Annotated in this window: 16 protein-coding genes; 13 read left to right on the top strand and 3 right to left on the bottom strand. The window is 72.2% G+C overall.

Annotation, left to right across the window (positions count from 1 at the left end):
• Nucleotides 1–34 precede the first annotated feature (34 nt).
• The 3 genes from RM779_RS10600 to RM779_RS10590 all read left to right on the top strand — a co-directional run bounded on the left by RM779_RS10600 (nt 35) and on the right by RM779_RS10590 (nt 6,058).
• The gene (locus tag RM779_RS10600; RefSeq protein WP_311617424.1) at nt 35–4,390 is read left to right on the top strand and encodes a golvesin C-terminal-like domain-containing protein; all 4,356 of its coding nucleotides are present in this window, start codon (nt 35–37) and stop codon (nt 4,388–4,390) included.
• Between the two features lie 175 nt (nt 4,391–4,565).
• Complete coding sequence (locus RM779_RS10595; RefSeq protein ID WP_311617423.1) at nt 4,566–5,480, top strand: SDR family NAD(P)-dependent oxidoreductase; 915 nt, start codon at nt 4,566–4,568, stop codon at nt 5,478–5,480.
• Nucleotides 5,481–5,677: 197 nt separating this feature from the next.
• The gene (locus tag RM779_RS10590; protein ID WP_311617422.1) at nt 5,678–6,058 is read left to right on the top strand and encodes a peptidase inhibitor family I36 protein; all 381 of its coding nucleotides are present in this window, start codon (nt 5,678–5,680) and stop codon (nt 6,056–6,058) included.
• 77 nt (nt 6,059–6,135) lie between these two features.
• Here the strand turns inward: RM779_RS10590 and RM779_RS10585 are convergent, their stop codons facing one another.
• Complete coding sequence (locus RM779_RS10585) at nt 6,136–7,011, bottom strand: serine/threonine-protein kinase (protein ID WP_394813267.1); 876 nt, start codon at nt 7,009–7,011, stop codon at nt 6,136–6,138.
• A 305-nt stretch (nt 7,012–7,316) separates the two neighbouring features.
• Here RM779_RS10585 and RM779_RS10580 point away from each other — a divergent pair, with 305 nt between their 5' ends.
• The 3 genes from RM779_RS10580 to RM779_RS10570 are packed head-to-tail and all read left to right on the top strand — an operon-like array spanning nt 7,317 to nt 8,389.
• Nucleotides 7,317–7,679 carry a DUF2089 domain-containing protein gene (locus RM779_RS10580; protein ID WP_311617421.1) on the top strand — a complete coding sequence of 121 codons (363 nt, stop codon included), beginning with the start codon at nt 7,317–7,319 and terminating at the stop codon, nt 7,677–7,679.
• Nucleotides 7,676–7,936 (top strand): hypothetical protein, encoded by a 261-nt coding sequence (locus RM779_RS10575; RefSeq protein ID WP_311617420.1) that lies wholly within the window; start codon nt 7,676–7,678, stop codon nt 7,934–7,936. Before RM779_RS10580 ends, RM779_RS10575 begins: the two co-directional genes overlap by 4 nt.
• A 21-nt stretch (nt 7,937–7,957) precedes the next feature.
• The gene (locus tag RM779_RS10570) at nt 7,958–8,389 is read left to right on the top strand and encodes an SHOCT-like domain-containing protein (RefSeq protein WP_311617419.1); all 432 of its coding nucleotides are present in this window, start codon (nt 7,958–7,960) and stop codon (nt 8,387–8,389) included.
• Nucleotides 8,390–8,427: 38 nt separating this feature from the next.
• On the opposite strand, the gene RM779_RS10565 is transcribed toward RM779_RS10570, so the two are convergent.
• On the bottom strand, nt 8,428–9,969 hold the full coding sequence (locus RM779_RS10565; protein ID WP_311617418.1) for an MFS transporter: 1,542 nt from the start codon (nt 9,967–9,969) through the stop codon (nt 8,428–8,430).
• Between the two features lie 65 nt (nt 9,970–10,034).
• Between RM779_RS10565 and RM779_RS10560 the strand changes: the two genes are divergently transcribed.
• Nucleotides 10,035–10,604 (top strand): TetR/AcrR family transcriptional regulator, encoded by a 570-nt coding sequence (locus tag RM779_RS10560; RefSeq protein WP_311617417.1) that lies wholly within the window; start codon nt 10,035–10,037, stop codon nt 10,602–10,604.
• Nucleotides 10,605–10,897: 293 nt separating this feature from the next.
• Entirely contained in the window at nt 10,898–11,488 is a 591-nt protein-coding gene (locus tag RM779_RS10555) for a helix-turn-helix domain-containing protein (protein WP_311617416.1), read from the top strand.
• A 14-nt stretch (nt 11,489–11,502) separates the two neighbouring features.
• On the opposite strand, the gene RM779_RS10550 is transcribed toward RM779_RS10555, so the two are convergent.
• Nucleotides 11,503–12,519: an SMP-30/gluconolactonase/LRE family protein gene (locus tag RM779_RS10550; RefSeq protein ID WP_311617415.1), complete on the bottom strand. Its 1,017-nt coding sequence runs from the start codon at nt 12,517–12,519 to the stop codon at nt 11,503–11,505.
• Nucleotides 12,520–12,740: 221 nt separating this feature from the next.
• On the opposite strand from RM779_RS10550, the gene RM779_RS10545 reads away from it, so the two are divergent.
• From RM779_RS10545 to RM779_RS10525, 5 genes are all read left to right on the top strand, one after another.
• Nucleotides 12,741–14,558 (top strand): flavin-containing monooxygenase, encoded by a 1,818-nt coding sequence (locus tag RM779_RS10545; protein ID WP_311617414.1) that lies wholly within the window; start codon nt 12,741–12,743, stop codon nt 14,556–14,558.
• A gap of 492 nt (nt 14,559–15,050) precedes the next feature.
• A complete protein-coding gene (locus tag RM779_RS10540; protein ID WP_311617413.1) occupies nt 15,051–16,571 on the top strand; it encodes an acyltransferase domain-containing protein in 1,521 nt (506 codons plus the stop codon).
• 43 nt (nt 16,572–16,614) lie between these two features.
• Nucleotides 16,615–22,662, top strand: coding sequence for an SDR family oxidoreductase (locus RM779_RS10535; RefSeq protein WP_311617412.1), 6,048 nt, complete (start codon nt 16,615–16,617; stop codon nt 22,660–22,662).
• The gene (locus tag RM779_RS10530; protein ID WP_311617411.1) at nt 22,659–25,100 is read left to right on the top strand and encodes a KR domain-containing protein; all 2,442 of its coding nucleotides are present in this window, start codon (nt 22,659–22,661) and stop codon (nt 25,098–25,100) included. The genes RM779_RS10535 and RM779_RS10530 overlap by 4 nt, the downstream gene beginning before the upstream one ends.
• 118 nt (nt 25,101–25,218) lie before the next feature.
• Nucleotides 25,219–26,652, top strand: a complete 1,434-nt coding sequence (locus RM779_RS10525; RefSeq protein ID WP_311617410.1) for a cytochrome P450 — start codon at nt 25,219–25,221, stop codon at nt 26,650–26,652.
• The last annotated feature ends 161 nt before the right edge of the window (nt 26,653–26,813 follow it).

The raw sequence follows: 26,813 nt of genomic DNA, 5'->3' as shown, positions 1-26,813 counted from the left end.
GAGGGCCCCTGCCTGCCGAAAAGGAGTCGACTTCATGTCACACCGGCACAGACCGCCACGCCGTGGGCCGCGGCGGCGCCGACATCGGGCCTTCGGCCTCGGCGCGCTCAGCGCGGCCCTGCTCGTCGGCCTGCTCCAGTCCCCCGCCGCGGGGACGCCGGACGCCTCCCCGCGGTCCGTCACCGACATCTACGACCAGCTCGAACCGGCCACGCCCGCCGACGCGGCCGTGCCCGAAGTACCGGCCGCCGACGCCGTCGAACCCGCGGAGCGATCCGAACTGCTGGGCGAGGACTGGGAGTCGGCGGAGGACCTGGCGTGGACGACGAGCGGGGACGCCACCGGCTTCCACCTGCTGGTGGCCGACGGCCGCGAGGGATACGCCTGGCGCACCGCCGCCACCCTGTCCGAGCCTGGCTTCGACGCCGACTCCTGGATCGGCAACGCCTGCGTGACCGGTGACGGCGACCGGGCGGTGGTGGTGTACGCGCCCCGCACGTTCACCAACGAGCCGGCGCTGATGTCCCGGGGCGCCTTCACCGCGGTCGTCGACCTCTCCTCCGGCGAGGTCACCCGCCTGCCGGTCCGGACGTCCCTGTCCTACTACAACCCGGGCTGCGGAGCGGGCGGCACGGCGGTGCTGACCCAGTCCGGCGGCGACGACCTCGGCGGAACGCGGCTGACGGTGCTCGACGTGGCCACGGCCGAACTGGCCGAGCCCGTCGAGGTGTCGCGGCAGCTGACCTCGGCCGTTCCCGTCGGCGACGCCGTGCTGGCCGCCGAAGCCGGCCGCGTGGTGGCTGTCTCCGGCTCCGGCGAGCTGACGGACGTGGCCGAGGCGGACGGCGTGCCGTTCCGGCTCACCCCGGACGCGGACGGCGGCCTGGTCTTCCTCGACCGCAGCGGCGACACCGCCCGCGCCAGGCATCTGACCGCCGGGCGGCTCGGCGACGGCGACGGCGACGGCGACGGCGGTGCCGGGGCCGGGGCCGGGGCCGGGGCCGAAGCGCGGACGCTGGCCGAGGGCCCGCTGACCGGCTCCGGCCTGACCAGCACCGCGGCCGGCCAGGTCTGGCTGACCGGCGGGTTCGAGGCGGCCACCGACGAACTGCCCGCCGCCGTACGGGTGCTGCCCGGCACGCCACGGGAGGCGACCGCGTCGACGCACGGCAGGGCCCTGCTGACCGGCGTCGGCTGGGCCGACGGCCGGGACTCGCGGATCGCACCCGAGGACGCCGGGGACTCCCGGCCGGTCACCATCGGGATGACCGCGCTGGCCACCGAGGAGGAGCTGGCGTTCACCGTCGCCCCGGAACGCGCGGTCACCACCGAGGAGACCGGCCACGACCCGAGCGGGAACGAGGAGCAGGCCGGGGCGCTCGCGGCCCGCGACGAGCTGGTGGAGAGCGAACGCACCTGCTCGGTCCCCCGCAACAGCGCCGATGACCAGGCCATGCAGCCGAAGCCGCGGCAGGTGGAGTGGGCGGTCAACCGGGCCATCCAGGGCCAGTTGAACGACCACATCTCACGGCCGGCGAACTGGAAGAACCTGGGCATGCCCGCCTACCAGCCGCAATCCTCCGGCATGTTCCCGCTGCCCTCGCTTTCCGGCGGCGGCCGGGTCCCGGCGCAGGTGCTGCTCGGCGTCACGGCCCAGGAGTCCAACATGTGGCAGGCGTCCCGCTACACCATGGCGGGGGTGACCGGGAACCCGCTGATCGGCAACTACTACGGGCTCGACCTGTACGACGGCGACTCGGGGAACGACTGGGACATCGTCTGGTCCGAGGCCGACTGCGGCTACGGGATCACGCAGGTCACCGACCACATGCGGCTGGCCGGGCACGAGGACGGCGGGCCTGCCGCCTGGCCGTACCAGAAGCAGCGGGCCGTCGCGCTCGACTACACCGCCAACATCGCGGCCGGGCTGACCATCCTGAGCGACAAGTGGAACCAGACGCGCGACGCCGGCCTGATCGCCAACAACGGCGATCCGGCCAAGCTGGAGAACTGGGTGTTCGCGCTCTGGGCGTACAACTCCGGCTTCTACCCACAGTCGCAGGCGGGTCAGCACGGCGGCGCCTGGGGCGTCGGCTGGTTCAACAACCCGGCCAACCCCGAATGGGACCCGGCCCGCGACAACTTCATGGAGGACCGCCTCGGCAACCCGCAGTACGGGGACGCCGCGCACCCGCAGGACTGGCCGTACCAGGAGAAGGTGCTCGGCTTCGCCGCCCACCCGCTTGAGGCGCTGGAGGCGCCCGGGTCCCTGGTCACGGGCTACCGCGCCGCCTGGTGGAACGGCATCGAGGGCGACGCGCTGACCGAGGGCAGCGACCGGTACCACAGGGCCGGGGTCCGGCCGCCGATCGACCTGTTCTGCACCGTGGCCAACGCGTGCGACCCGCGCGCGATCGAGTCCGCGGACGGGCCGTGCGGCCGGGAGGACTCCCGGTGCTGGTGGAATCAGCTCGCCGTCTGGAAGACGGACTGCGACTACACCTGCGGGAACGAGCTGGTGCGGTTCAACAACACCTATCCCGAGGAGGCGGACGGCACCGCCTACCCGCCGAACTGCTCGCTGTCCGGGATACCGTACAACGCGCTTGTCATTGACAACCTGCCGGTCAACGCACCGTCCGCACGGCCGGGCTGCGCAAAGGAGTGGACCAACTCCGGCACGTTCACGGCCGACTTCGGCGCGGGTGAGACCAGCGGCGGGGACCGGGTGTGGCCCGCGAAGGTCGACTTCCACCAGATCGGCGGCGGCTTCGGCGCGAACTTCTTCTTCGCGCACGGCCGTCACCCCGACGCCTACGGCAGCCGGCTGCGGGTCGAGGGCACCTGGGACTTCAACCGCCCGGTGACCGGCCCCGGCATCGTCGCGGTGCACCTGCCCGACCACGGTGCCCGCACGCGGTACGCGCGCTACGAGATCGACACCGCCGACGGCACCAAGGTCCGCACCATCCAGCAGCACGGCACCGGCAACCGCTGGGTGGTGCTGGGCGCGTTCGACTTCGACAACGCGCCCCAGATCCGCCTGGACAACATGGTCCCCGGCGCGGCGGGCGAGGACAACGTGGCCTTCGACGCGGCCATGGTGCTCCCCGTCGACGGCGACTACGTCGAGGACACCGTGGAGTCCGTGGCCTACTTCGACGAGAACCAGAACCTCGACGCGCACGGCAGCGCCGACTTCCTCGGCACCCCGTTCGCCGATCGCGGCTCGCTCTACAACTGGGCCCTGGAAAGGACCGAGGCCGTGCTCGGCCTGCCCGCCTGCACCGGCTCCCCCGACGAGGAGTGCATCGCACCCGCCACCCGCACGGCCATGGCGGACTGGAACGCCGAAGCCGAACGGGCCGGGACCGATCCGGTGCAGCACCCGGCGGGCAGCAGCATCCCGGCCTGGTTGAACTTCTCCAACCCCTACACCCAGCGGCCGGACGCCTCGCGACCGGAACACATCGACGAGGACGACGGCTCCTACAAGATCAAAACCAGCGTCACCGTCAGCTACGTCACGGTGGACAACCTGATCCTGGAAGGAACGGAACACGCGGAGTTCGACGACCGCACGGGCGACACCCACCTGCCGGACTTCGTCAGCGACACGTTCGCGGCCATCGAGGAGGACTACGGCATCGCACCGCCCGACCTCAACTACAGCGCGGTCGACCTCAACGAGCACGACGGGGTCACCAGGACGACCAACACCAACAGCGACGGCATCCTGCCCGGCCGCGCCTACGAGCCGGTGGGCCGCGGACCGCTCCTGATCAACGACGAGGGGATTCCCGCCTCCGATACCGTGCCCGCGGAGTGCGTGGCCGTTCAGTACGCGGCGGGCGGCTCGATCGGATACCGGCCTGCCCTCGCGGACGGAACGGGCGTGGTCGAGGCCGCGGAGGCGTGGTCCGGGGAGGTCGCGACCACCCCCGGCGTTCCGGTGGCCGTCGCGGACGTGGCCGACGACATCGCGGGCAACTTCTTCGACGACCGCCTGGCTTCGCTGTTCCGCAGCGCGCCGCCCATCTGGCACGAGCTGCACTTCTGGTCGTGCGACGGGGACCTCAGGCCCCCGAGCGGCTATCCGCTGCTCCGGTCCAGCTTCATGCCCGACCAGTACCTGTACCACAACGGTCTGGGCATCGGTACGGACGGCGAGCCGCACGTCGGCGCCAACCCGGTCGGCCGGGGCGACTTCGAGTCGTTCTCCAACCCCCTGCCCGGCTCGGCGCCCGGCGGCGACCCCGCGGAGACGCCGTACGGCAGGTGCAGCAACACCAGCGGCCAGGGCGGCAACCCGTGGGGCATCGACCTCAGCGAAGGTGCCGGGGTGAACCCGTCCGGGGAGCTGTGCACCTCGGCCCCCTACTGGGAGTAGTCCCGCGTTCCGGCGGGCGGCCCCGGCCGCCCGCCGGGGCGGGGAACGGTCAGGCCGTCGTTCCAGCGGCCCTTCCAGCGGCCCTTCCAGCGGCCCTTCCAGCAGGCGGTCAGCAGCGGGCCGCAGCGTGGGGGACGACCCCTGACGAGCGGAAGAACACGAGGTGAGGATCGCGATGGGACGAAGCGGGAAGACAGACGTCCTGATGAGCCGGCGCGGCGCGGTGGGCGCCGCGGCGGGACTCGCCTTCGGCGGCACCGCCGCCATGGCCGGCACCGCTCGCGCGGCCGACCGGGACGGCGGCGGCGAACGGTTCCGCGGCAAGTCGGTCCTGATCACCGGAGCGACCTCCGGCATCGGCAGGGCCGCCGCGATCGCCTTCGCCCGGGAGGGCGCCAAGGTCGCGTTCTGCGGGCGCCGCGAACGGCTGGGCCGTGCGGTGGAACGTGAGATCCGCGAGAGCGGCGGCGAGGCCACCTACCTCAAGGCCGACGTGCGGCGCCCGCGGGACGTGCGGTCGTTCGTGGAACGGGCGGTCGGCAGGTACGGCGGCCCGGACATCGCCCTCAACAACGCGGGCATCCAGCTCCCGTTCACCGATCTGCACGAGGTGTCGATCGAGGAATGGGACGACGTGGCGAGCACCAATATCCGTGGCGTCTTCCTCGCCATGAAGTACCAGATCCCCTACATGCGGGAGGCGGGCGGCGGGGTCATCCTCGTCACCGGCTCCACGAACCAGTTCGCCACCAGGACAGGTCTCGCCTCCTACACGGCGGCCAAGAACGGCGTAACGGGACTCGTCCAGGCCGCCGCGCTGGAGAACGCCGCCCACCACATCCGGGTCGTCGCCGTCGCCCCCGGCATGACCGACACCGAGATGCTGGACGCGCACCGCCCCGAGGGCATCTCGGACGAGGAATGGCGGCTCACCAAGGCCGCCTTCGCCGAGCAGGGCGTCGACGCGATGAAGCGGATGGCCGAGCCCGAGGAGATCGCCGCCGCGGCTCTCGCATTGGCCTCCGACGCCTTCGCGTTCCAGACCGGCACCTCGGTACCGGTCGACGGCGGTCAGCTCGCCGGCCTGTAGCGCCGCGGGTCCTTGTCACCCTTTCGGGTGGAGCACCGCGGGTATCCCGTTGCGCCAACTCGCCCTGGACGGCGGACTGGAGAGCGTTTCCGCCCGTTATTCCGCCCAGTGGCTGCTATAGGCAGAACATCGCTTACGTCCCTACTGTTCCGCCGGGTCCGTGGGATCGGCCACGGACAACCGAACCGGAGGAGAACGTGTTGCGACTCAAGCGCATCACCCCGCGCCTGTGGGCCGTCGCTGCCATCCTGACGTTTACCGCTGGAACCACCTCGCTGACCGCCCACCCGGCGGCGGCGGACCCCAATCAGTGCCCGAACGGCTCATTCTGCGTCTGGGAACAGTCCAGCTACCGCGGCGACTTCAGGCACTACACCTCGTCGAACCCCAACGTGGGCAACTACATGAACGACCGGATGACCTCGTACTGGAACCGCACGGGCAAAACCGTCAGCGTGTACGAGCACTCCAACTACACGGGTTGCATGTTCTCTATCGGGGCGGGCAAGTCCGAAGCGGCGGTGGCCTCGCACTTCAATGACAAGATGACCTCTCTCCGCGTCGGCGGCGGCTGCTGACGTGTAAGGCCGCACGCCCCAGCCCGGCCCAGGGCTGGGGCACCCGTCCGCACCGCCTGGCGGCCTACCCGCCTCGATCATCTCCCGGCGTTCACGGTCGCCTCGGTCAGGACGCAGTCCGCCAGGCCGTGCCCCGTCAGGATCTCCTCGTAGGTGCCGTCGTCCATCAGCGTCTGCACCGCTTCCTGCATGGCGTCCCGCAGCCCGCGCTCGTTCGCGCCGACCCCGATGCCGAACGGGACGATGTCCAGCTGCTTTGCGGCGATCACCAGCCCTTCGGCCTCGTTACCCGAGCCGGTCTCGGTGGGCCGCGCTGCCGGGTCCTCGGCCAGGCAGCGCACCGCCAGCTCGCGCAGCGGGCCGGACAGGGAGCCGAGGTCGGGCTCCTCGTGCAGCATTCGGTAGATCACCACATGCGCGGGCACCTCGCCTGCGGAGAACGGCGCCACCCCGGTGGCCGCGTGCACCAGCACCGCGCCCGGGCTGAAGACGTCGGCGGCAGTGGTCAGTCGCTCGGCGCGCGCCTGTTCGGGCGCCATGAAGCCGGGCGAGCCGACCAGCGAGCCGGTCCTGGTCAGCACCGAGGCGTCCACCGCTTGCGCGATACCGAAGTCGATGACGCGTGGGCCGTCCAGAGTCACCATCACGTTCGGGGGCTTCAGGTCCCGGTGGATCAGCCCCGCGGCGTGGATGGCGCGCAGCGCCTCGCTCAGCCCCCGGGCCAGCGCCCGGACGGTGGGCTCCGGCAGGGGGCCGTGCAGCGAGTCGACCACCTCCCGCAGTGCCGGGCCCAGCACGTAGCCGGTGGCCACCCACGGCACGCTCGACTCCGTGTCCGCATCCAGCACCGGCGCCGTCCACCGGCCGCCGACCCGCTGGGCCGCGGCCACCTCGCGGGCGAACCTGACGCGGAAATCGGGCTCCTCGGCCAGCGCGGGATACACCAGCTTCACGGCGACCATCCGGCCGCCGGCCGCCCGTCCGGAGATACACCCGCCCCATACCGCCGGCGCCCAGCCGGGCCAGTAGCCGGTACTCCCCCACTACGGCCGGATCGTTCTCCCGCAGCTCGTCCACCGCGATCCCCCGTCCCCCACGGATCTGTACCTGCCGCATCCTGCCACGGCGCGGCGGCTCCCCCGGGCCGGGCCACACCTGAAGCACTTATTGAAAAAATCAAGCTTTCAGGGTTGGTACCTTAAAAAAATTAATGTACAAACGAATGGCAAACGTGTCGCCGAGAGTGAGGGAGCCGAGGGTGGACTGGCAGGAGCTGACGGATCTGACGCGCGGACAGCCGTTCACGGTCGAGCGGGTCCGCCTCGCCGGCAGCGGCGTCGCGGTCGAGGGGCAGTTCGAGCCGCCGCAGCTGGCTCAACTCAGCATCGACGACCAGGTGTTCGTTGCCGCGTTCGTTCGTTCGCACGGTTCGATCAAGGAGATGGAGCGGATCTTCGGGGTGAGCTACCCGACGATCAAGTCCCGGCTCAAACGGATCGCCGAGCACCTCGACTTCGTCGACACCGACCCGGCGCCCACCGGCGCCGACGTCGTTGACCGCCTGCGGCGGGGGGAGATCAGCGCGCAGGAGGCGCTTGCCGAGCTGGAGCGGCCGCGATGATCCCGCAGCTGGTGACGGTGCGCTATCGCCGTTCCGACGGCCGCCGGCGGCGGCTGTACGTCCCTGTCCTGCCGGTGGGTCTTGTGCTGTCACCGCTGCTGCTGCTCGCCGTGCCGGCCGGGCTGGTCGCATGCCTCGCCACCCGGGTGAGCCCGGTGGGCGCGCTGCGCGGCACCGGGCAACTGCTGTGGGCGCTGCCCGGCACCCGGTTCGAGATCGAGTACGGCCGAACAGCCGTGCTGGTAAGCGTCAGATGAGTCGGAGGAGAAGGAGCAACGATGAATGAGCAGCGCCGCCAGATCCTGGAGATGCTGGCCGAGGGCAAGGTCACCGCGGACGAGGCCGAGCGGCTGATCGACGCCCTCGAACGAGAGCGGCCCGAGTCACCGCCGCGATCCGCGTCCCGCCCGAAGCCCCGGCCCAAGTACCTGCGCGTGGTGGTGAACTGGGCGGGCGACCCCGGCGGCGACGGGCCGGGCCGCGTCAACGTCCGGGTCCCGCTGCAGCTGTTGCGCGCCGGGGTCCGGCTCACGAGCCTTGTCCCGCCGCAGGCGCTCACCAAGGTCAACGCGAAGCTGGACAGGTCAGGGGTACCGATCGACCTCACTCAGCTCAAGCCGCAGGAGCTTGAGGAGCTCATCGAGCAACTCGACGACGTCACCGTCGACGTCGACGACCCCGACGCCACGGTGCAGGTCTTCTGCGAGTGACGCCGCCGCGGCCCCGGACGCGGCACCGCGCACGCGCGTCAGTGCCCCTGCCCCCCGGAGTGGTCGTCGTCGATGCGTACGCCGCGCAGCGCGACGGCGGCCACGACCGCGCTGACGGCCAGCAGTCCCGCACCGACCACCGCAGCGGCGTTGATCCCGTTGGTGAAGGCCGTGGTGGCGGCCTGGACCACCGGTCCGGCGAGGTGGCCGGGTAGTTGCTCGGCCGTGCCGAGTGCCTCGCCCAGGGTCGAGCCGACCGCGTCGGCTGCGCCCGCGGGCAGGTCCGCCGGGAGGGCCGCGGTGATGTCCCGCTCGTACACGGCGGTGGCGATGCTGCCGAGGAAGGCGATACCGAGGGCGCCGCCCAGCTCGGTTCCGGTCTCGTTGAGAGCGGCTGCCGCGCCGGCCTTCCGCGGCGGTGCGGTGGCCACCACGAGGTTGTAGGCCAGGGTGATGACCATGCCCATCCCGAATCCGAGCACGCTGTAGCCGGTCAGGATCGCCCCGACGGTGTCGTCGGCCTCCAGCTGGGTGAGCAGGCCGAAGCCGACGGCGGCAGACGCCAGTCCGGCGCCGATGACGAATCCGGGACGCAGCCGGCGCACGATGACAGTGCCCACCACGATGCCGGCCATCGTCATGCCGACCATGGGGACCATCCAGAGCGCGGCCACGAACGGCCGGTAGCCGAGCACGAGTTGCAGGTGCTGGACGACCAGCATGCTGACTCCGGCCGAGGCCACGGTGAGTACGACGTTGGAGCCGATGGCCGCCGAGAACGCGGGACGCCGGAACAGACGGAGGTCGATCAGCGGTTGAACGGCCGCGCGTTGACGCCGGACGAACAGGTAGCCCATGGCCGTTCCGGCGGCGATGGCGACGAACGGCCAAGCGGCCGGCCCGTCCTCGGCCAGTTTCTTCAACCCCCAGATGCACGCCAGGATGGCCGCCATCGACAGTGCCGCGCCGAGCAGGTCGAAGCGTCCGGGGTGCGGATCGGAGTGCTCCGGCAACAGCAGCGGGGCAAGGATCAGCAGCAGCGCCATCACCGGAATGTTGATCAGGAAGACCGATCCCCACCAGAAGTGCTCGACGAGCAGGCCGCCGATGATCGAGCCGATGGGGACGCCGGCCCCGAAGGCCGCTGTCCAGACCGCGACCGCGGTGCGCCGCTGCACGTCGTCGCGGAACATGTTGCGGATCAGCGCCAGCGTGGACGGGGCGAGGGTCGCCCCGCCGACGCCGAGCAACGCCCGGGCGAGTATCAGCATCTCGGGGCCGGTGGAGACGGCGGCCAGCAGCGAGGCGCCCCCGAAGGCGGCGGCGCCGAGCATCAGCAGCCGTCGCCTGCCGATCCGGTCACCCAGGGTGCCCATCGTGATGAGCAGCCCGGCCATCAGGAAGCCGTAGATGTCCATGATCCACAGCAACTGGCCGGCGCTGGGCTCCAGCTCGGCGCTGATGCGGGGAGCGGCCATGAACAGCACCGACAGGTCCATGGACACCAGGAGGGCGGGCACGGTCAGGACACCCAGGCCGACCCACTCCTTGCGGCTCGCCTTGGTCGAGGTGGAGATCATGCCGCCATGTGTACAAGCGTCAAAGACATATGTCTAGTACAGCCGTACACGCTATGCTCACACTCATGGGAAGTCGCGAGGATCTGCTCGAAGGAGCGAAGCGCTGCCTGTCCGAGCGCGGTTACGCCCGGACCACGGCGCGCGACATCGTGGCCGCCGCTCCCGGCACCCACTTGGCCTCGATCGGATACCACTACGGTTCCAAAGAGGCACTTCTCGACGCCGCGCTGATGGAAGCGATCGCCGAGTTGAGCGACCTGCTGGGGCAGCTGAGCACCGAGGACCCCCGGCACCTGCCCGACGCCTGGCAGCGCAGCCTGGCCGAGTTCGACGAACACAAGCCATTGCTGATCGCGCATGTCGAGGCGTGGTCGCAGATTCAACGCTCGCCCCAGCTGCGAGAGCAGTTCGCGAGGCTCCACGCCGGCCAGGTGGCCAAAGGGATCGAGCGCACGAAGGCCGTACGCCCCGGCCTCGATACCGACACGGCCCGCGCCGTCACGACGGTCTCCGGTGCGCTGGCCGACGGACTGATCGTGCAATGGCTGATCGATCCGGAGCAGTTGCCCAGTGGCCACCAGATCGCGGCAGGCCTGCGGGCCCTGGCCGACATGATCGACACGGCGGACGACTAGGCCCTGTCCTGCCGATCTTGCCGGGCCCACGACTCCCCCAGACTCCGTCCGGGAGGTGCCCCCAGCTACGGCACTCCCCCAGCCTGGCGGCTGGGAGGTGCCCCCACGCTGCGTTGTCGCATCGCGCGAGTACGGCCAAGTACGAGCTGCGATCCTCCGCCTTGCGATGCACCGCATCTGACGCCGCGGGCTGCTCCGACAAGATCGACAGGACAGGACCTAGGAGTTTGTCCTGCGTCGTCCTGCCGCGTCGGCCCTGCTGCGGTTCCGGGTCCGGCCGGTACCCTTCCGAAGTGACACGGCGACCCACGGCAGAGGGGCGGCGGCCCGCGAATCAGGGGCCGAAGGCTGCCGCCCGCAATCGGACCGCGCTGATCGCGGCCGCCCGCGAGATCTTCGCGGAGCATGGCCTGAGCGCCCCGCTTTCCGCGATCGCGCGCCGGGCCGGGGTCGGGCAGGGCGTTCTGTACCGGCATTTTCCCGACCGGAACGCCGTGGCCGCGGCGGTGCTGGAGGAGAACGTACGGCAGATCGAGCAGGCGGCCGCGGCCGAGGACGCGACCCTGTCCGTGGTGCTCGGCGTGGTGACCTGGCACATGACGGAGTCAGCCGCCTTCGTGAGCCTCGTGCACGCCGAGACGGCGAACGGCCGGGTCGGCACCCACGCCTACGCCCGGGACTTGTCGGAGCGTGTCGAACGCGCCCTGCGGGGACTGCTGCCGGACGGTCACCGGCTGGGCGCGGCGAACGACCTCATGCTCGCCGTTGCCATGGTTTCCGGTGCTGTCACCGGTCCCACGCGCGAGGAGCAGGAACACCGGGCGCTGGCGGCCTGGCGGCTGCTCGGCGTCGAGGTGGGACCGGTGCGCCCCCACGGCGGGTGAGTGCCGGAGGACGGTCAGCCGCCGTTGGACTGGCGGGTGCCTTCCGCCAAGGCATCGAAGGAGTACACGTAGCCTCCGGCGGGCCCGCTGACGGTCATGTACGCCGTGGTTCCCCCGGGGGTGATCGCCACGTTCGTCGCCGACTCGAGCGCTTCGCCGCGATCGGGCACCTCGACCGTGGCCAGGCGCTCGCCGTGCTCGTCGTACACGATCATCGCCGGCCGGCCGTGCAGCGCCTGGTAGAGGTTGCCGTCCGCGTCCACGGCGATCGAGTCGGTCTGGGCGATGCCGCCGTCGACGCGGATGGCGGTGTGCCGGGACGTCACCACCCCCTCGTCGTCAAGACGGAGGTAGGAGATCCGGTTCTCCACGAGTTCGCTGATCCACAGGCCGCCGTAGTCCCGGTCGAACGAGATTCCGTTCGTCGCCGCCAGCCCCTCGGCCAGAACCGTGGCCTCGCCGTCCCGGTCGATGCGCACCACCCGGCCGTTCGCCTCGCCCTCGGACAGACCTCGTGAGTCGCTGACATACAGGTTGCCCTCCGGGTCGAAGGCGATGTCGTCGGGGTTCATCCGCGCTCCGTCGACCTCGCCGGAGAAGAAGGTCCGCGGATCGCTGCCGTCCGAAGCCAGGCTCACGACCTCGCCATGGGCGTAGTCGGTGAGGTAGAGGCGGTCGTCGTAGGGGCTGAACTGGGCCGAGGTGTAAGCCCCTCGGCTGTCGGTGAAGACTGTTTCCGCCTCCTTCTCCCCGACGTTGACGCGCATCACCTTCGGCTCGCCCGCGGGCGCGGTGACGTCGACGACGATCAGGTGTCCGTACGCGTCGAGGACGGGGCCCTCCAGCAGGGTCATTCCGGTCTCCTCGTGCACCTCGGTCAGCTGCATGACCCGATGTGCGTGGATGGTCCTTCCCTGGCCGCCGGCGGCCGCCTCGCCGCTCGGGTCACCGGCCTCCGCGCCGCATCCGGTGAGCGCCAGCGCCCCGGCCGTGGCGAGCGCGGCAAGGGATCGGATCGCAGGTCGTCGCATGGGGGATCACTCTTCCTGTCCGTTCCGTGCGCGCGGCACTCCCCGGTCGGACGGTGCGCGTCCGGGTGTGCCGACGCCTAACCGGACAGCCCTGTCCGGTAGTTGCTACAGTAGTCGCAGGCCACGCAAGTGCGGGCTCCCCCAGCCCGGTTGCCGAGCCATGAAGCGGTCCCAGAGGACGCAGCAGGGCAACACGCAGCACAGCAAGGATCGAGGCCCCCATGACGATCCCCCGAACGCCGGGCGCCGGCGACCTCGCCGCACTGAGGCGGCGCTACCGCGTCGAACGTGAACGGCGCGTCCGTCCCGACGGCGGGCGCCAGTACCAGGCCGCCGAGGCCGAGTTCGGCACTTACGCCGCGGACCCGTACGCCGGGGCGGTGCCCGAGCGCGAACCGCTGCGCGACACCGTCGACGTCGCCGTGGTCGGCGGCGGATTCGGCGGCATCCTCGCCGGGGCGCGCATGAGGCAGCAGGGTGTGGAGCGCGTCCGCATCGTGGAGAAGGGCGGCGACTTCGGCGGGACCTGGTACTGGAACCGGTACCCGGGCGTCCACTGCGACATCGAGTCGCATGTATACCTGCCGATGCTCGACGAGACCGGATACGTGCCGAAGTGGAAGTACGCACCCGGCGAGGAGATCCGGCTCCACGCGATGCGCATCGCCCAGCGGTTCGACTTGTACGCGCACGCCCTGTTCTCCACCGCGGTCACCTCGCTCACCTGGGACGAGGCATCCGCGTCGTGGATCGTGGCCACCGACCGCGGCGACTCGTTCAGGGCCACGTACGTCGTCACCGCCACCGGCACCCTTTCCGAGCCCAAGCTCCCCGGCATTCCCGGCATCAAGGACTTCAAAGGGCACACCTTCCATACCTCGCGGTGGGACTACGCTTACACCGGCGGCGCACCGGACGGCGGCATGACCGGACTCGCGCACAAGCGCGTGGGGCTGGTGGGCACGGGCGCCACCGGCGTTCAGGTCGTTCCGATGCTGGCCGAGGACGCCGGTCAGGTCTACGTCTTCCAGCGCACCCCCTCCAGTGTGGACGTGCGCGCCAACCGCCCCACCACGGCCCGGGATGTCGGCGCCGACCACGACGGCTGGGCGCGCGAGCGCCGGGACAACTTCCTGCGCATCGTCTCGGGGGAGGCAGCCGACCGGGATCTCGTGGCGGACGGCTGGACGGAATCAGCAGCCCTGCTCGAAAAGCTGCTGCCGAGCTTCCGCCGCCAGGGTGACCGCCAGGGCGACCGATCGGCGTTCGAAGCCGAGTACGAGGCGGCCGACGCGGCGAAGATGAACGAACTCCGCGCCCGCGTCGAACGGACCGTCACCGATCGGGACACGGCGGAGAAGCTCAAGCCCTGGTACCGGTACGCGTGCAAGCGCCCCGCCTTCTCTGACCACTACTACCCGGCGTTCAACCGCGGCAACGTCACCCTGGTCGACACGGCGGACACCCACGGCATCGAGCGCGTCACCGAACACGGCGTCGTGGTCGGTGACACCGCCTACGAACTCGACTGCCTGATCTTCGCCACGGGATTCTCCGTCGGTGTCTCCGGCGTCCACTCCGGGCAGCTCCCGGTCCACGGCCGCGGCGGCACCCAACTGCTGCACGCCTGGGCGCGGCAGGGACCGCGGACCCTGCACGGCCTCACCAGCCATGGCTTTCCCAACCTCCTCCTCATGGGATCGCTGCAGAACGCCAGCAGCGTGAACTTCACGCACGTCCTGGACGAGCAGGCCGTCCACATCGCCGCCCTCGTCGCGGCCGCCGAAGCCAGGGCCGCGCTGATCGAACCGTCCCGCCGCACCGAGGACGCCTGGCTGGCGACCCTGGCGAAGGACGCCCCGGACCACGCGTGGTTCCACGCCGAGTGCACCCCCGGCTACTACAACCGCGAAGGAGGCGGCCGCCCGAACGGCCCGAGCGCCTACCCCCACGGCGCGTTCGCCTTCCATGCACTGCTGAAGCGCTGGCGCGAGACATCCATGGACGAGGTCTTCCGGGCCAAGGTCCGGGCCCGTTAGGGGCGTTCAGGGGTTGGGGGGCCGTCTCCGGCACGCGTAGCGTCCCGGGGAAGCGGGCGTCGCCGCGTGGGCGGTCTCCCGGCCCGGGGCGGCTTCAGTGGGCGACCAGGAGACAGTCCTTGTACTACCTCGCAGACGCGGCCACGGAACTGCGACCCGCCCGGTCGTCGACCGGACCAGACGTCGCGATGGCGCCCCCCGCCCCCCGGCGCGGCCGACGCGCCGACAACCATGCGCGCCGACAGGTGACTTCGGGCACGCGACTCCGAATGGTCGAGGGCATACCGCGCCACGGACGGCAGGAGCACCGCATCCGACGGCGCGGGCCGGTTCGCGAAGACCGGAACGGGACCGCCAGGCCGGGACGACGGCACGCCCGGCGTCCTCGGCGCGTTCCTCTCGTCCCCGGGCGCGGTGACTCGCGCCTTCGTCGCGCGGCACGGCCCGCCGCCCCTCGTTCCCCCCACCACCTGCCCCATGGAGCTGCGCAGCATGAACAGTTCACGGTCCTCCGGCGCGAAGTGCGCGGTGCTTTTCCCCGGACAGGGCGGCTTCGACGGCGCCGCACTGCGCAGCGCCGCCGCGCGCCACCCGCGCGTCGGCGCCGTTTTCGCGCGCCTCGACGACGTCACCGAGGAACTGTTCTCGCACCGCATATCGGACCTGGTCCTCGGCACCCGGGAGACGGAGCTGCGGGACCTGCTCGAAAGTGCCCCGTGGGCCTCCCAGATCGCGATCTACGGCGCCGGTCTCGCGGCCTACGAGATCCTGCGCGAACACGGTGTGCGCCCCGACGTCCTGGCCGGCCACAGCCTCGGTGAGATCACGGCCCTCGTCGCGGCCGGCGGCTTCTCGCCGGAGGACGGCGCGCGGATCGTCGCCTCCCGCGTCACCGTGATCGAGCGGCAAGGCGGCGTCGCCGGCCGCATGGTCGCCCTGACCACCGGCGCCGACCGCACCCGCCGGCTCCTCGACCTGCTGGACGACCCCGGGCTCGCCATCGCCACCGAGAACCACGACGAGCAGACCGTGGTGAGCGGGCCCGCCGAGGCGCTGGACAAGGTGGTGGTGATCGCCGGGCAACTGGGCGTCGGCGCCGCGGAGATCGACACCCCGTTCCCGTTCCACAATCCGGCACTCGCCCCCGTGGTTCCCGAGTTCGCCGCGCAGGTCGCAAAGCTGACGCAGCGTCCGCTGACACTTCCGGTGTACTCGCCCATCCTCCAGCGCCACTACGAGCCGGACGGCTCGCTGCCCGACCTGCTGGCGGCGCACTTCACGATGCCGGTGCGCTTCGCCTCCGGCGTGCGGCGCCTGCACGAGGACGGCGTGGGGACGTTCGTCGAGGCCGGCGGCCAGCCCGTCCTGTCCAAGCTGGTACGGCGCGTCCTGGCCGACCCCGGCGTGCGTGCCCTGCCGACGCTCACGCTCGACGGGCAGGGCGAGGTCGCCCTGGACCGGACCCTGGACGCGCTGCGCGAAGCCGGCCTCGCGTCCGGCGGGCCGGGCGGTTCGCTCGGCGAACTGCTGGCCCCCTCGGTGCCCGCCGACGTGTTCCAGGCGTACTGGACCGAACGAGGCCCCGCGCTGCTCGCGCTGGTCCGGGACGAGGTGCGGGCGTTCCGGGAACGGCACGGGGCCGCGCCCGCCGAGACGACCCCGAACGTGCGGGAGTCCGCCGCGGTCACCGAACCCGCCGCGGTCGCCGAGGCCACCGGCCCGCCCTCCATGGACCGTGAGCGCCTGTTCGCCGAACTGCGGGCCCTGTACGCCGACACGCTGGAGTATCCGGAGGAGGTCTTCGAGGACGACGTCCATCTCGAAGCCGAACTCGGCGTCGACTCCGTCAAGCAGGTGGAACTGCTCTCCCGCGTCTCCCGGCAGTACGGACTGCCGCCGCGCGACCCCGCCCTGCGGATGTCCGTCTACGACACGATGGGCAAGATCACCGACTTCGTGTGGGAGCACCTGAACGAACGGCACGCCCCGCAGCCCGTTCCCGCGGCGGACTGACGCCCCTTCCTCACCCAGGACCCACTCCGTAAGGAGCCGTTCCATGACCCCCGTCAAGGATCTGACAGGGAAGGTGGCCCTGGTCACCGGCGGCGCGAAGGGCGTCGGCAGGGCGATCGTCCGCACCCTCGCCGCGCGAGGAGCCCACGTCGTTCTCAACTATTTCCACTCGCACGACGAGGCCAAGCGCACCCGGGACGAGCTCCTGGCAGCCGGCGCGTCCGTCGAGTTGGCCCGGGCCTCCGTGCTGCGCCAGGAACAGGTCGACCGGATGTTCGCCGGTATCGGGGAACGCCACGGGCGCCTGGACATTCTCGTCAACAACGCCGCCAATGGCGCACTGACCCCGCTGGACGAGGTGACGGACGAGGACATCGGCAAGGCCATCGACACCAACTACCGGGGTGGGCTGCGCTGCGCGCGCGCCGCGGCGCCCCTGATGGCCGCCGACGGGGGAGGTGCGATCGTCACCGTCTCGGCGCTCGGAGGCTCCCAGATGGTGATGGCCAACTACTCGGCGTGCGCCCCGGCCAAGGCCGCCGCCGAGGCGGCGACCCGCTACCTCGCGGTGGAGTACGCCCCGCTGGGCATCCGCGTCAACACGGCGTCGGCGGCGATGCTCACCAGCGAGGTCGCGGACAAGTTCCCCCGGGCACGGGAGATGCGGGAGACGATCGAGAAGGCGACGCCCTTCGGCCGCCTCGGCACGCCCGAGGAGTTCGCGGACGTCGTCGCGTTCCTCGCCTCCGACGCGTCGCGCTGGATCACCGGGCAGGTCGTCCTCGCCGACGGCGGACTCTCCCTGGGCGCGGCCCTGCTGTCCCCGCCACCCGCGCCTGCACCGGCCCCTGCACCCGCGCCTGCACCGGCACCGGCACCGGCTTTTGCCGAGGAACGGACCGCCGCTCCGGACGACGACGACGCGATCGCCGTGGTCGGCATGGGCCTCGCGGTACCGGGCGCCAACAGCCCGGAAGAGTTCTGGCAGTTGCGCCTCAGCGGCGATGAACTCTTCGTGCGCGTGCCCGACGACCGCTGGCGCGCGGACAACTTCGTCTCCGAGGGCTCCGAGGATTCTGCGGGCTCCGAGGGAGAGGACAAGTCCTACACCGACCGCAGCGCGTTCATCACCGGGTTCGTGCCCGTGCCCGGCTCCGTCGACGGCATGCCCGAGGACGCCGGCGACCCGGAGCTGACCACGCAGTGGCTGCGCCACAGTCTGGTGCAGGCCATGTCCGGTGTGCGCCGCGCGGACGGCGACCGGTACTCGTTCGTCGTCGGCTACACCCCGGACGGCAGCCAGCACCTCGAAGAGGCGGGCGTGCTGGACAGCGTCGGCGGCCTGACCGGCGACATCATCGAGGGTTTGCCCCTGCCCCCCGGCGAACGAGACGCGCTGCGCGCCGAGGTGCGCGACGCCCTCGGCCGCCGTTACTGGCGCGGGGCACGGAACCCTTCCCGTTTCCTGCCCCACCGCGTGGGCGAACTGGCCATGGCGGGACTGCTGCCCGGCGGCACCGAACTGCACATGGTGGACACGGCCTGCTCCTCCTCGCTCTACGCGGTGGACATCGCGGCCAAGGGGCTGCTGATGGGCAAGCAGGACATCGCCGTCTGCGGCGGCGCGTTCGCCCTCGGGCCGCGGGGCACCGTGCTGTTCTCCAAGCTCCAGGGCCTGTCCAGGCGCGGCCGGGTGCACGCCCTGGACGAGGACGCCGACGGTGTGGTCTTCGCCGACGGCGCCGCCCTGGTCGTCCTGAAGCGCCTGAGCCGGGCACGCGCGGACGGGGACCGCGTGCACGGGGTGCTGCGGGCGTTCGGCTCCTCGTCGGACGGCAAGGGCAAGGCCATCTACGCGCCCAGTTCCCGGGGCCAGGCCCTCGCGCTGCGCAGGGCGTCCGGCGCCGACACCGACGCCGACGGCCGCACCGGCGGGACGCCCGCGTTCGACGAGGAGGACGTGCAGTGGGTCAACGCGCACGCGACCGGCACGCCGGCCGGTGACCTCGCCGAGTTCACCGCCCTGCGCGAGCACTACGGAACGGGCCGTGCCACGGCGGTCACGTCCAACAAGTCACTGATCGGGCACACGGGCTGGGCCGCCGGTGTCGTCTCGCTCATCGAGAACCTGCTCGGCATGCGTGAGGAGACGATTCCCGGGCAGTTCCGTCTCGGCAGGCCGCGCGAGGACTTCCGGCTGTCCGAGACCGCCCTGGAGATCACGCCGGAGCACCAGAAATGGCCCGTGCTGCCCGACCGGCCGCGCATGTCGGCCGTCTCCGGTTTCGGCTTCGGCGGCACCAACGCACACCTGGTCGTGGCCGAACACCGGGCCGCGGCCCCGGCCGCGGTGTCCCGGGCTCCCGACCCGGACAGCCGCGTCGTCATCGTCGGCTGGTCGGCCCATGTGCCGGGCCTCGGCACCGCCGAGGACGTGGCCGACTGGCTCGACGGCGGGGCCCCGCCGGACGACACGTTCGGCGATTCCTACCCCGCGCCGCCGTTCAGCAAGGTGAGGCTGCCGCCCCGCACCATCCAGGCGCTGGACCGCTGCCAGTTGATGATCCTGGAGTGCGGGCACCGGCTGCGCGAGGACATGCCGGACTTCTGGGCCGAGCACGCCGCCACGACCGGCGTCTTCGTGGGTCATATGGGACCCACCCGCGCCGCCATGGAGTACGCCGACCGCACATACCTCGACGACATCGAGGAGGCGCTGGCCGGGGTCGGCTCCGCGGCCGTTCCGCAGGTGATGGCCGAACTCCGCCGACGCGTCCGGAAGATGATCCCGCCCTCCACCGAGGACTCCTTCCCCGGCCAGATGCCGAACATCATCTCGGCCCGCGTCGCGAACCACTTCGATCTGCACGGCCCCAACATGACGATGGACTCCGGGTTCTCCTCCGCCCTGTCGGCCATCACCACCGCGAGCCGCTACCTGCGCACCGGGGAACTCGGCTTCGCGCTCGCCGGCGGCATCAACGGCAACAGCCGCCCCGCCTACCGGGCACTGATCGGCGACCTGCTGCCGCCCGGGGCCGACCGGCTCGCCGAGGGCGCCTTCCTCCTCGGCCTCACCACCGAGGCACGGGCCCGCGAGGCCGGCCTGAGAATCCTCGCCCGCGTCGACGAGCCCCTGCGGGACAGCCCCGCAGACACCGCAGACACCGCCGACACCGCCGACACCGGTGGCGCCGTCGGCACACCGGGCCGTGTTCCGGCCCGTCTGCTGCCGTGCGGCGCGTCCGCGCCCGGCGACGCCCGCTATCTCGGTGCGGCCGGCGCCGTCACGGCGCTGAGGGCGCTGCGCGCGCCCGCCGGCACCGTCGTGCGGGTGGCCGCCGACGACAGCCAGGCGGCGGCCGCGGCCGGGATCACCCTCACCATCGCACCCGACGACGCCCCCGACGACGCCGCGGGAACCCCGGCCGCCCCCGAGGCGGCTCGGCGGCGCCCCCTGCCCGCCGCCTTCGCCCTCCCGGGCGCGACGGCCCCCGGGCGCCCGTTCCACGTCAGGCGGCATGTGGCGACGCTGGCCGACACCCCCGCGCGCCCCGTCCGCGACCGCGTGCCGTTCCTGCCGCCGGGCGCCGTCGTTCTCACCGACACCCCCGATGCGCTCGCCTCCGTCGCCCCCGGCGACGCGGGGATCACCGTGCTGTCGACCGTGCCGTTCGGCGCGGCACGCCCCGGCTGGCACCACCTGCCCGAGGTCACGCCCACCGCCGTACGGAAAGCCATCGGCGCCGCCAACGGAACGCCGGTGCAGCTGCGGGTGGTCAGCGACGTCAGCCGCTCCGCCCCGCCGGAACGTGCCCTCATCGAACGGCCACGCGCCCTGGTCGCGCTGCACGACACCGCCTACCTGGCGCTCCAGCACCTGTACGACGACCTCGACACGCCCGGCGCCTCGTTCGTCACCCTGCTCATCGCGGCCGCCCCCGGCGGCGTCCCGCACCCGGCCACCGGCCTGTTCTCCGGGCTCCTCAAGAGCGCCTGTCTCGAACGCCCGGAATGCCTGGTGTACGGCCTGTTCAGCGCCACCGCCGACCTCGGCCGGGCCGTCGCGCGCGCCGAGGAGGAGAGCGCGGCCGCCCGCAGCTTCCCCGTGGTCCACGACATCGACGGCACCCGCAGAACGCCCGTTCTGCGGGAGGAGGAGATCACCCCGGCCGCCGAAGGACCCGCCGTCCTCGGCCCGGACTCCGTCGTCGTGGTGGCCGGGGGCGCCCGGGGCATCACGGCCGAGGTCGCCAAGGCACTCGCGGAACATTTCGGTCCGCACCTGTACATCCTGGGCAGCAACGCGCTCGACCGCTACCCCGCCGACGTCTTCGCGGGCACCGACGAGGAATTCCGCGCGGGCCGGCGCCGCTTCATCACCACCGAGCTGGCCCGCCGCGACGGCCGCACCGTCGCCGGCATCAACCGCGACTTCGACCGCCTGCTCAACGCCCGTGCCGCGCGCGGCAACCTCGACACGATGACCGCGCACAGCGGAGCCGACCGGGTCACCTACCTCACCTGTGACATGCGCGACGGCGCCGCGGTCACCGCCGCGCTCGGCCGGGTCCTCGCCGCACACGGGCGCGTCGACCTGCTCGTCAACGCGGCCGGGGTGCAACGTTCCGCGCTCATCAAGGAGAAGGACTTCGCCGAGTTCACCGCCACCCGCGACCTCAAGCTGAACGCCTACCTCCACCTCAAGCAGGCCCTGGCCGCCGCGCCGCCCCGCCTGTGGTGCAACTTCGGTTCCCTGCTCGGCTACTTCGGGCAGCGGGGCGAGGCCGACTACGCCGCGGCCAACGACTTCCTCGCCACCGCGGCCGGCTGGGCCAGGGCCGCCCGCGGGCCGGAGGGCGCCGCGGGAGCCGGTGACGAGTTCACCCTCGGCTGGACGTGGTGGAGCGACGTCGGCATGGCGACCGACGAGCTGACCCGCGCCTACCACGAACGCGGCGGCTCCTACAGCAGCATGAGCGTTCCCGAGGGCGTGTGCCACTTCATGCAGGAACTGCACTCGGACGCGCGGCGGGCCTCCGTGGTCCACCTGGGCGACGCCGAACGCGCCACCGTCGAAGGCTTCTACCCCGGCTACCTCGGCGGCACGGAGGAGCCCGACGCCGGCTTCTTCCTGCGCCGCCGTGTCTCGGCGGACGCCACCTCGGCCGTCTTCGAATGCGCCTTCGACCTCGCCACCACGGACGCCTGTCTGGCGCACCACACCGTGCGGGGCGAGGCCACGCTGCCGGGGACGTTCGTCACGGAACTCGCCGCGGAGGCCGCCAGGCAGGTGGTGCCGGGCAAGCGGGTCATCGGTTTCGAGGACGTCGTGTTCGAGCACTTCCTGCGCGTCCCAGGGAACGGCGCGACACGCCCCAAGCGCATCCACGCCGAACTGGTGCGGCGGCCGGGCGAGGTCACCGCGGTCCAGGTACGGATCACCGAGGACGTCGTGTCGCCCAGGGGCGTCCTCCTGATCCGGGACCGGCCGCACTTCCTGGCCCGGGTGCTGCTCGACGACGCCTTCCCCGAGGCGCCCCGCTGGGACCCGTGGGAGACGGGGGCCGAGATCCCCGTTCCCGACCCCTACCACCTGCCGGACGCCCCGGTGCACCTGACCGGCCCGTTCCGCTCCACCACCGCCACCCGCCTCCACCCGTGGGGCAAGCGGGCCCGCTACACCCCCCGCATCCCGCTCGACGACCCGGCGTTCGCCCGGTTCACCGTGCCCGCCGTCCTGATGGACGGGCTGGCCAGAACCGGCGTGCTGCACCTGGAGAACGGGCCCGACGGGCCCCGAATGCCGGTCGCCGCGCCGCTGTCGATCCGCAGGATCGACCTGTACGAGGAGACCACCGACCAGGCCCTGGCCCGTTCGGGCGACCCCGTCGAGCTGTACGTGACACCCCCGGGAGGCGGCGCGGACGGCGGCATCGGCAGCCGGTTCGCCGTCGGCAGCCGGTTCGCCGCCGTCCGCGCGGACGGGCGCCTGCTGCTCCAGATGAAGGACCTGTCGGCCACGCTGATGGGCCACGTCGACCTCGCCACGGGCATCTCGCCCGCGGCCAGGACGGAGGATGCGGTATGAGCGGGGACCCCGGCCCGGCGCTGGACACCGCCGACGCGGCCGACACAGCCGACACCGCCGACACCGCCGACGCGGCTGACGCGGCCGTCCGGCCCGTGAGCCGCTTGATCTGGCGGCTCACCGGACTGCCGCCGCTGCCCACGCCGGACCCGGACGCCGCGACCCGGCTCGCCGGCCGGCGCGTGCTGCTGATCAACGGCGCGCCGGAAACCGGTGCCGCGGTGGAACGCGCGCTCACCGGCCACGGCGCCCTGGTGCGGCGTGGCCACGACGGCACGCCCGTCGACGCCATCGTCGACCTGACCATGGAGGGCACCCCGCCGGAACAGCCGGCCGGCGCTTGGCGTGACGCGCTCACCGAAACGGTGACGGCGCTGCGCGGCGTCTACGACGACTGGGCCGGGGAGAGCGCCGCCGACCGGCTGTTCTACCTGGCCGTCACCCACCTCGGCGGCGGCATGGGGCAGCACCCCGACGACGACCCGGCCCAGCCGCTCGGCGGCGTCTGGGCCGGGCTGGCCAAGACGCTGCACCGCGAGTTCCCCAACTGCAACGCCCGCGTCGTCGACGTCGACGACGCCGCCCACGCGGACCTGCCCGCCGTCGTCGCCGCCGAACTCGGCAGGCGCGGCCCCATCGAGGTCGGCCGACGCGGCGGCGACCGCCTCACCCTCACCCCCACCGAGGAGACCGCGGGATCGCCCGCCGTCCACCTCCGCCCCGGCGACACGGTGCTGATCTCCGGCGGCGCCCGCGGCATCGGCTGGTGGCTCGCCCGTGAACTCGCCCAGCGGGACGGCGTGTCCGTCGTCGTGACCGGGCGGGAACCGCCGCCCTCCGCGGACGACCCCTGGTCCGGCCTCGACGAGCAGGGCTGGCGCGACTTCGAACGGCAGACCTGGCGCGGCCGGCCCCCCGCCGCCCCGCCGGGCCGCATCCGCGACGACCTCGCGCGCGCCCACCGCCGGTGGGAGGTGGCCACCCACCTCGCCGCCGCCGCGCGGGAGGGCCTGCCCATCGCGTACGCGCAGTGCGACATCACCGACCCCGCGCAGGTACGGGACCTGGTCCGCCGTCAGGGCGCGCGGCTGGCCGGAGTGATCCACAACGCCGGTGTGGACAGCGCGGTCCGGCTGCCTCGCACCACGGACGAGGAGTTCCTGCGCACCGTCGGCACCAAGATCGACGGCTTCCTGCACCTCTTCGAGGAAGTCCGGCACCTGCCGCTGAAGTTCTTCTGTTCCGTCGGCTCCCTCTCGGGCCGGCTCGGCGGCATGGTCGGACAGGTCGCGTACGCCGCCGCCAACGACGGGCTGGCGCGCCTGGGCACGTGGGCGGCCCGCCGCGCCGGCTTTCCCGTGATGACCCTGGCCTGGCCCACCTGGGACCGGGTGGGCCTCATCGCCAACTTCACCGCCGCGCTGCGCTACATGTCCGCGCTCGGCGTCGCCGACGGTCTGGCCAGGTGGCGCGGTGAACTGCTGGCGGGATCGCGCGGCGAGGTGACGTTCGTCGGCCCGCTCGGCAGGGCGATCAACCCCGCCCAGGTCACCGGATACCCGATGGTGCCGGTGCTGCCCGGGTACGCCACCACGTTCCCGCGGGTCTTCCACCTCGGCACGGTCTCGGCGTTCACCCCGCACAGCCGGCTGACCAGCACGGTCGCCTTCGACCTGGACCGCGTCCCCGCGGCGGGCGACTTCCGCGTCGACGGCGTGCCCGCCGTTCCGCTGAGCATGCTGCTGGAAAGCGCGGCGCGGGGCGGCGAGTGGGTCGTGCCGCAGGACTACCCCGCCCTGCGGCTCACCCGCATCGAGGATGTCGTCGTGCCGGTGGGCCTGCTGCGCCTCGACGGGCCCCGCGGCACGCTGCTGCGCGAGGCGCGCGGCGGGTACGAGGGCGGCGACTGGGTGGTGCGCGTGCGGTTCCGTCGCGCCGGCGACGCGACCGGTACCGGCCCCGAGGCGAACGTGCGCCTGGTCTACGGCGACGGCGGCCCCGCCGCCCCGGCGGCCCTGCCCGCCGAGCCGCGCACCACCACCTGGAGTTCGGGCCGCCCGCGCCTGCTGTGGCGCTCCGCCGTGGTGCCGCTCTGCGCCTGGACGCGGGACGTGAACGGCCGGCACGTCGCCGAGGTCGCCCCCTGCGCCCCCGGCGACCTGTGGGTGACCCCGCACGAGGTGCCCGTCGTCGTGCCCGTCGCCCCGCTGGAGAACCTGCTGCGTCTTTGGGCCGGTCAGGGCGGTCCGCTGACGGCGACCAGCGACCCCCTGGTCATCGGGCAGTTGACCCTGCACGCCGCCGAACGCGGTCCCAGCCGCATCGAGGGCGACGCCGCCGTCGGCGTGTGGCGGGTGAGCCGCGCGCACACCGGCGAGCCGGTCATGACGGTCCACGGTCCGCCGGGGCCGCTCGGCACGCCCCCGGGACCGGACTGACACACCCCGTGCACCGCGGCACCCGACCCCGAACCGTTCTCGACAACGTGCTCGCGCACCGGCTCTTCCGGTACCCGTAGAACCCGGGAGGCGCGCGGGCCGAGGAAGGACACCAACGATGACCACCGTCCAGTCCGGTCCCCGGATCGCGCCCGGCCCCAAGGGCGCCCCCCTGATCGGCAGTCTCAGCTCCTGGCGGCGGAGCCCCGCCGAATTCCTGCTGGGGCTCCAGCGTGATCACGGCGAGATCGTCCGTATGCGGCTCGGGCCGATGACCGTCTACCAGGTCACCGAGGTCGAAGCGGTGAACCGGGTCCTGGTGCAGAACCACGCCAACTACGTGCGCGGCCCGCTGTACGAACTGTTCGACGTCATCATGGGCAAGGGACTGCTCACGACGGACGGCGAGTTCCGGCTCGCGCACCGCAGGGCCGTGCAGCCGGTGTTCCTGCGCAACGCCGTTCCCGCCATCATGCCCAACCTCGTGGCCGCGGCCGAGACCCTGTTCGACGAGTGGGAACGCAAGGCCGCCGCGGGCGAGCCCGTCGACCTGATGGGCGACATGCTCAAACTCACCCTGGTCACCCTCAGCGGGTCACTGTTCGCCTACGACGCCGGCCCGTTCACGGAAGAGCTGAAGGAAGCCGTCGACGATGTCGTCGCCGTGATGTTCCGCAGCGGCGTTCCCTCGGAGCTGCTGCCCTCGTGGGTGCCGACCGAGCGGAACCGGAAGATCAAGCGGATACACCGCGTCTTCGACCGCCTGGTCACCGAGGTGCGCGAGACGTACGCGAGGACCGGCGAGGGCCCGCTGATCGACCTCATGGAACGGGCCACCGACCCCGCCACCGGCCGTCCCTGGACGGACCAGCAGATCAAGGACGAGATCGTCACGATCTACGTGGCCGGGCACGAGACGACGTCCGTCGCGCTGTGCTGGACGCTGCTGTCCATTGCCGAACACCCTCACGTGCAGGAGGAGTTGGACGCCGAGCTCGCCGATGTCCTCGGCGGCGCGACGCCCACCGCGAAGGACGCGGAGTCCCTGACCTACACGGGAATGGTCATCGACGAGAGTCTCCGCCTGCACCCGCCGATCTGGAGCTACCCCCGCGCGGCGGTCGAGGCGGACGTCCTGGGCGGCTACGACATCGAAGCCGGCGCCTCGATCCTGCTGTCGCCCCTGGCCTCGCACCACAATCCCCGCTGGTGGGCCAATCCGATGGCGTTCGATCCGCAGCGCTTCACCCCGGAGGCCGTGCGGGAACGGCCGCGCCTGGCCTACCTCCCGTTCGGTGCGGGCCCGAGGCAGTGCGTCGGCAATCTGATGGCGCTGCTCGAACTGCGGGTCATCGTCGCGATGATCAACCAGAGGTTCCGGCTGAGCCGCATACCGGGCGCACCCCTGGGCTACGGCTCCCCGGTGATCTCCCTGCGTCCGGTCAACGACATCCGCGTGGTACCCAAACCGCGTCCCAAGCCCGCCGCCCCCGCGCAGCCCGCGGCAGACGCGCCGCCGGCGTCCTGCCCGTTCGGGGGCGGCGACGCGTAACGGCCGCATCGCGGCCTTCTGCCCGGCAACCTGGATGTCATGGCGCTCGGTGGCGGAGGGGCGGCCGACCGGCCCGGACCGTTCGTTCCACCCGTGCGGTCGCCCCCCACGAACACTCCGGCGGCGCCCCGTTCGCCGGGGCGTCACAGCGCGGACATCGA

The organism is Streptomyces johnsoniae (assembly GCF_031845565.1).
Classification (GTDB): domain Bacteria; phylum Actinomycetota; class Actinomycetes; order Streptomycetales; family Streptomycetaceae; genus Streptomyces; species Streptomyces johnsoniae.
Note: the sequence above shows the minus strand (reverse complement) of the source record. Positions and strands in the feature narration are given on the sequence as shown.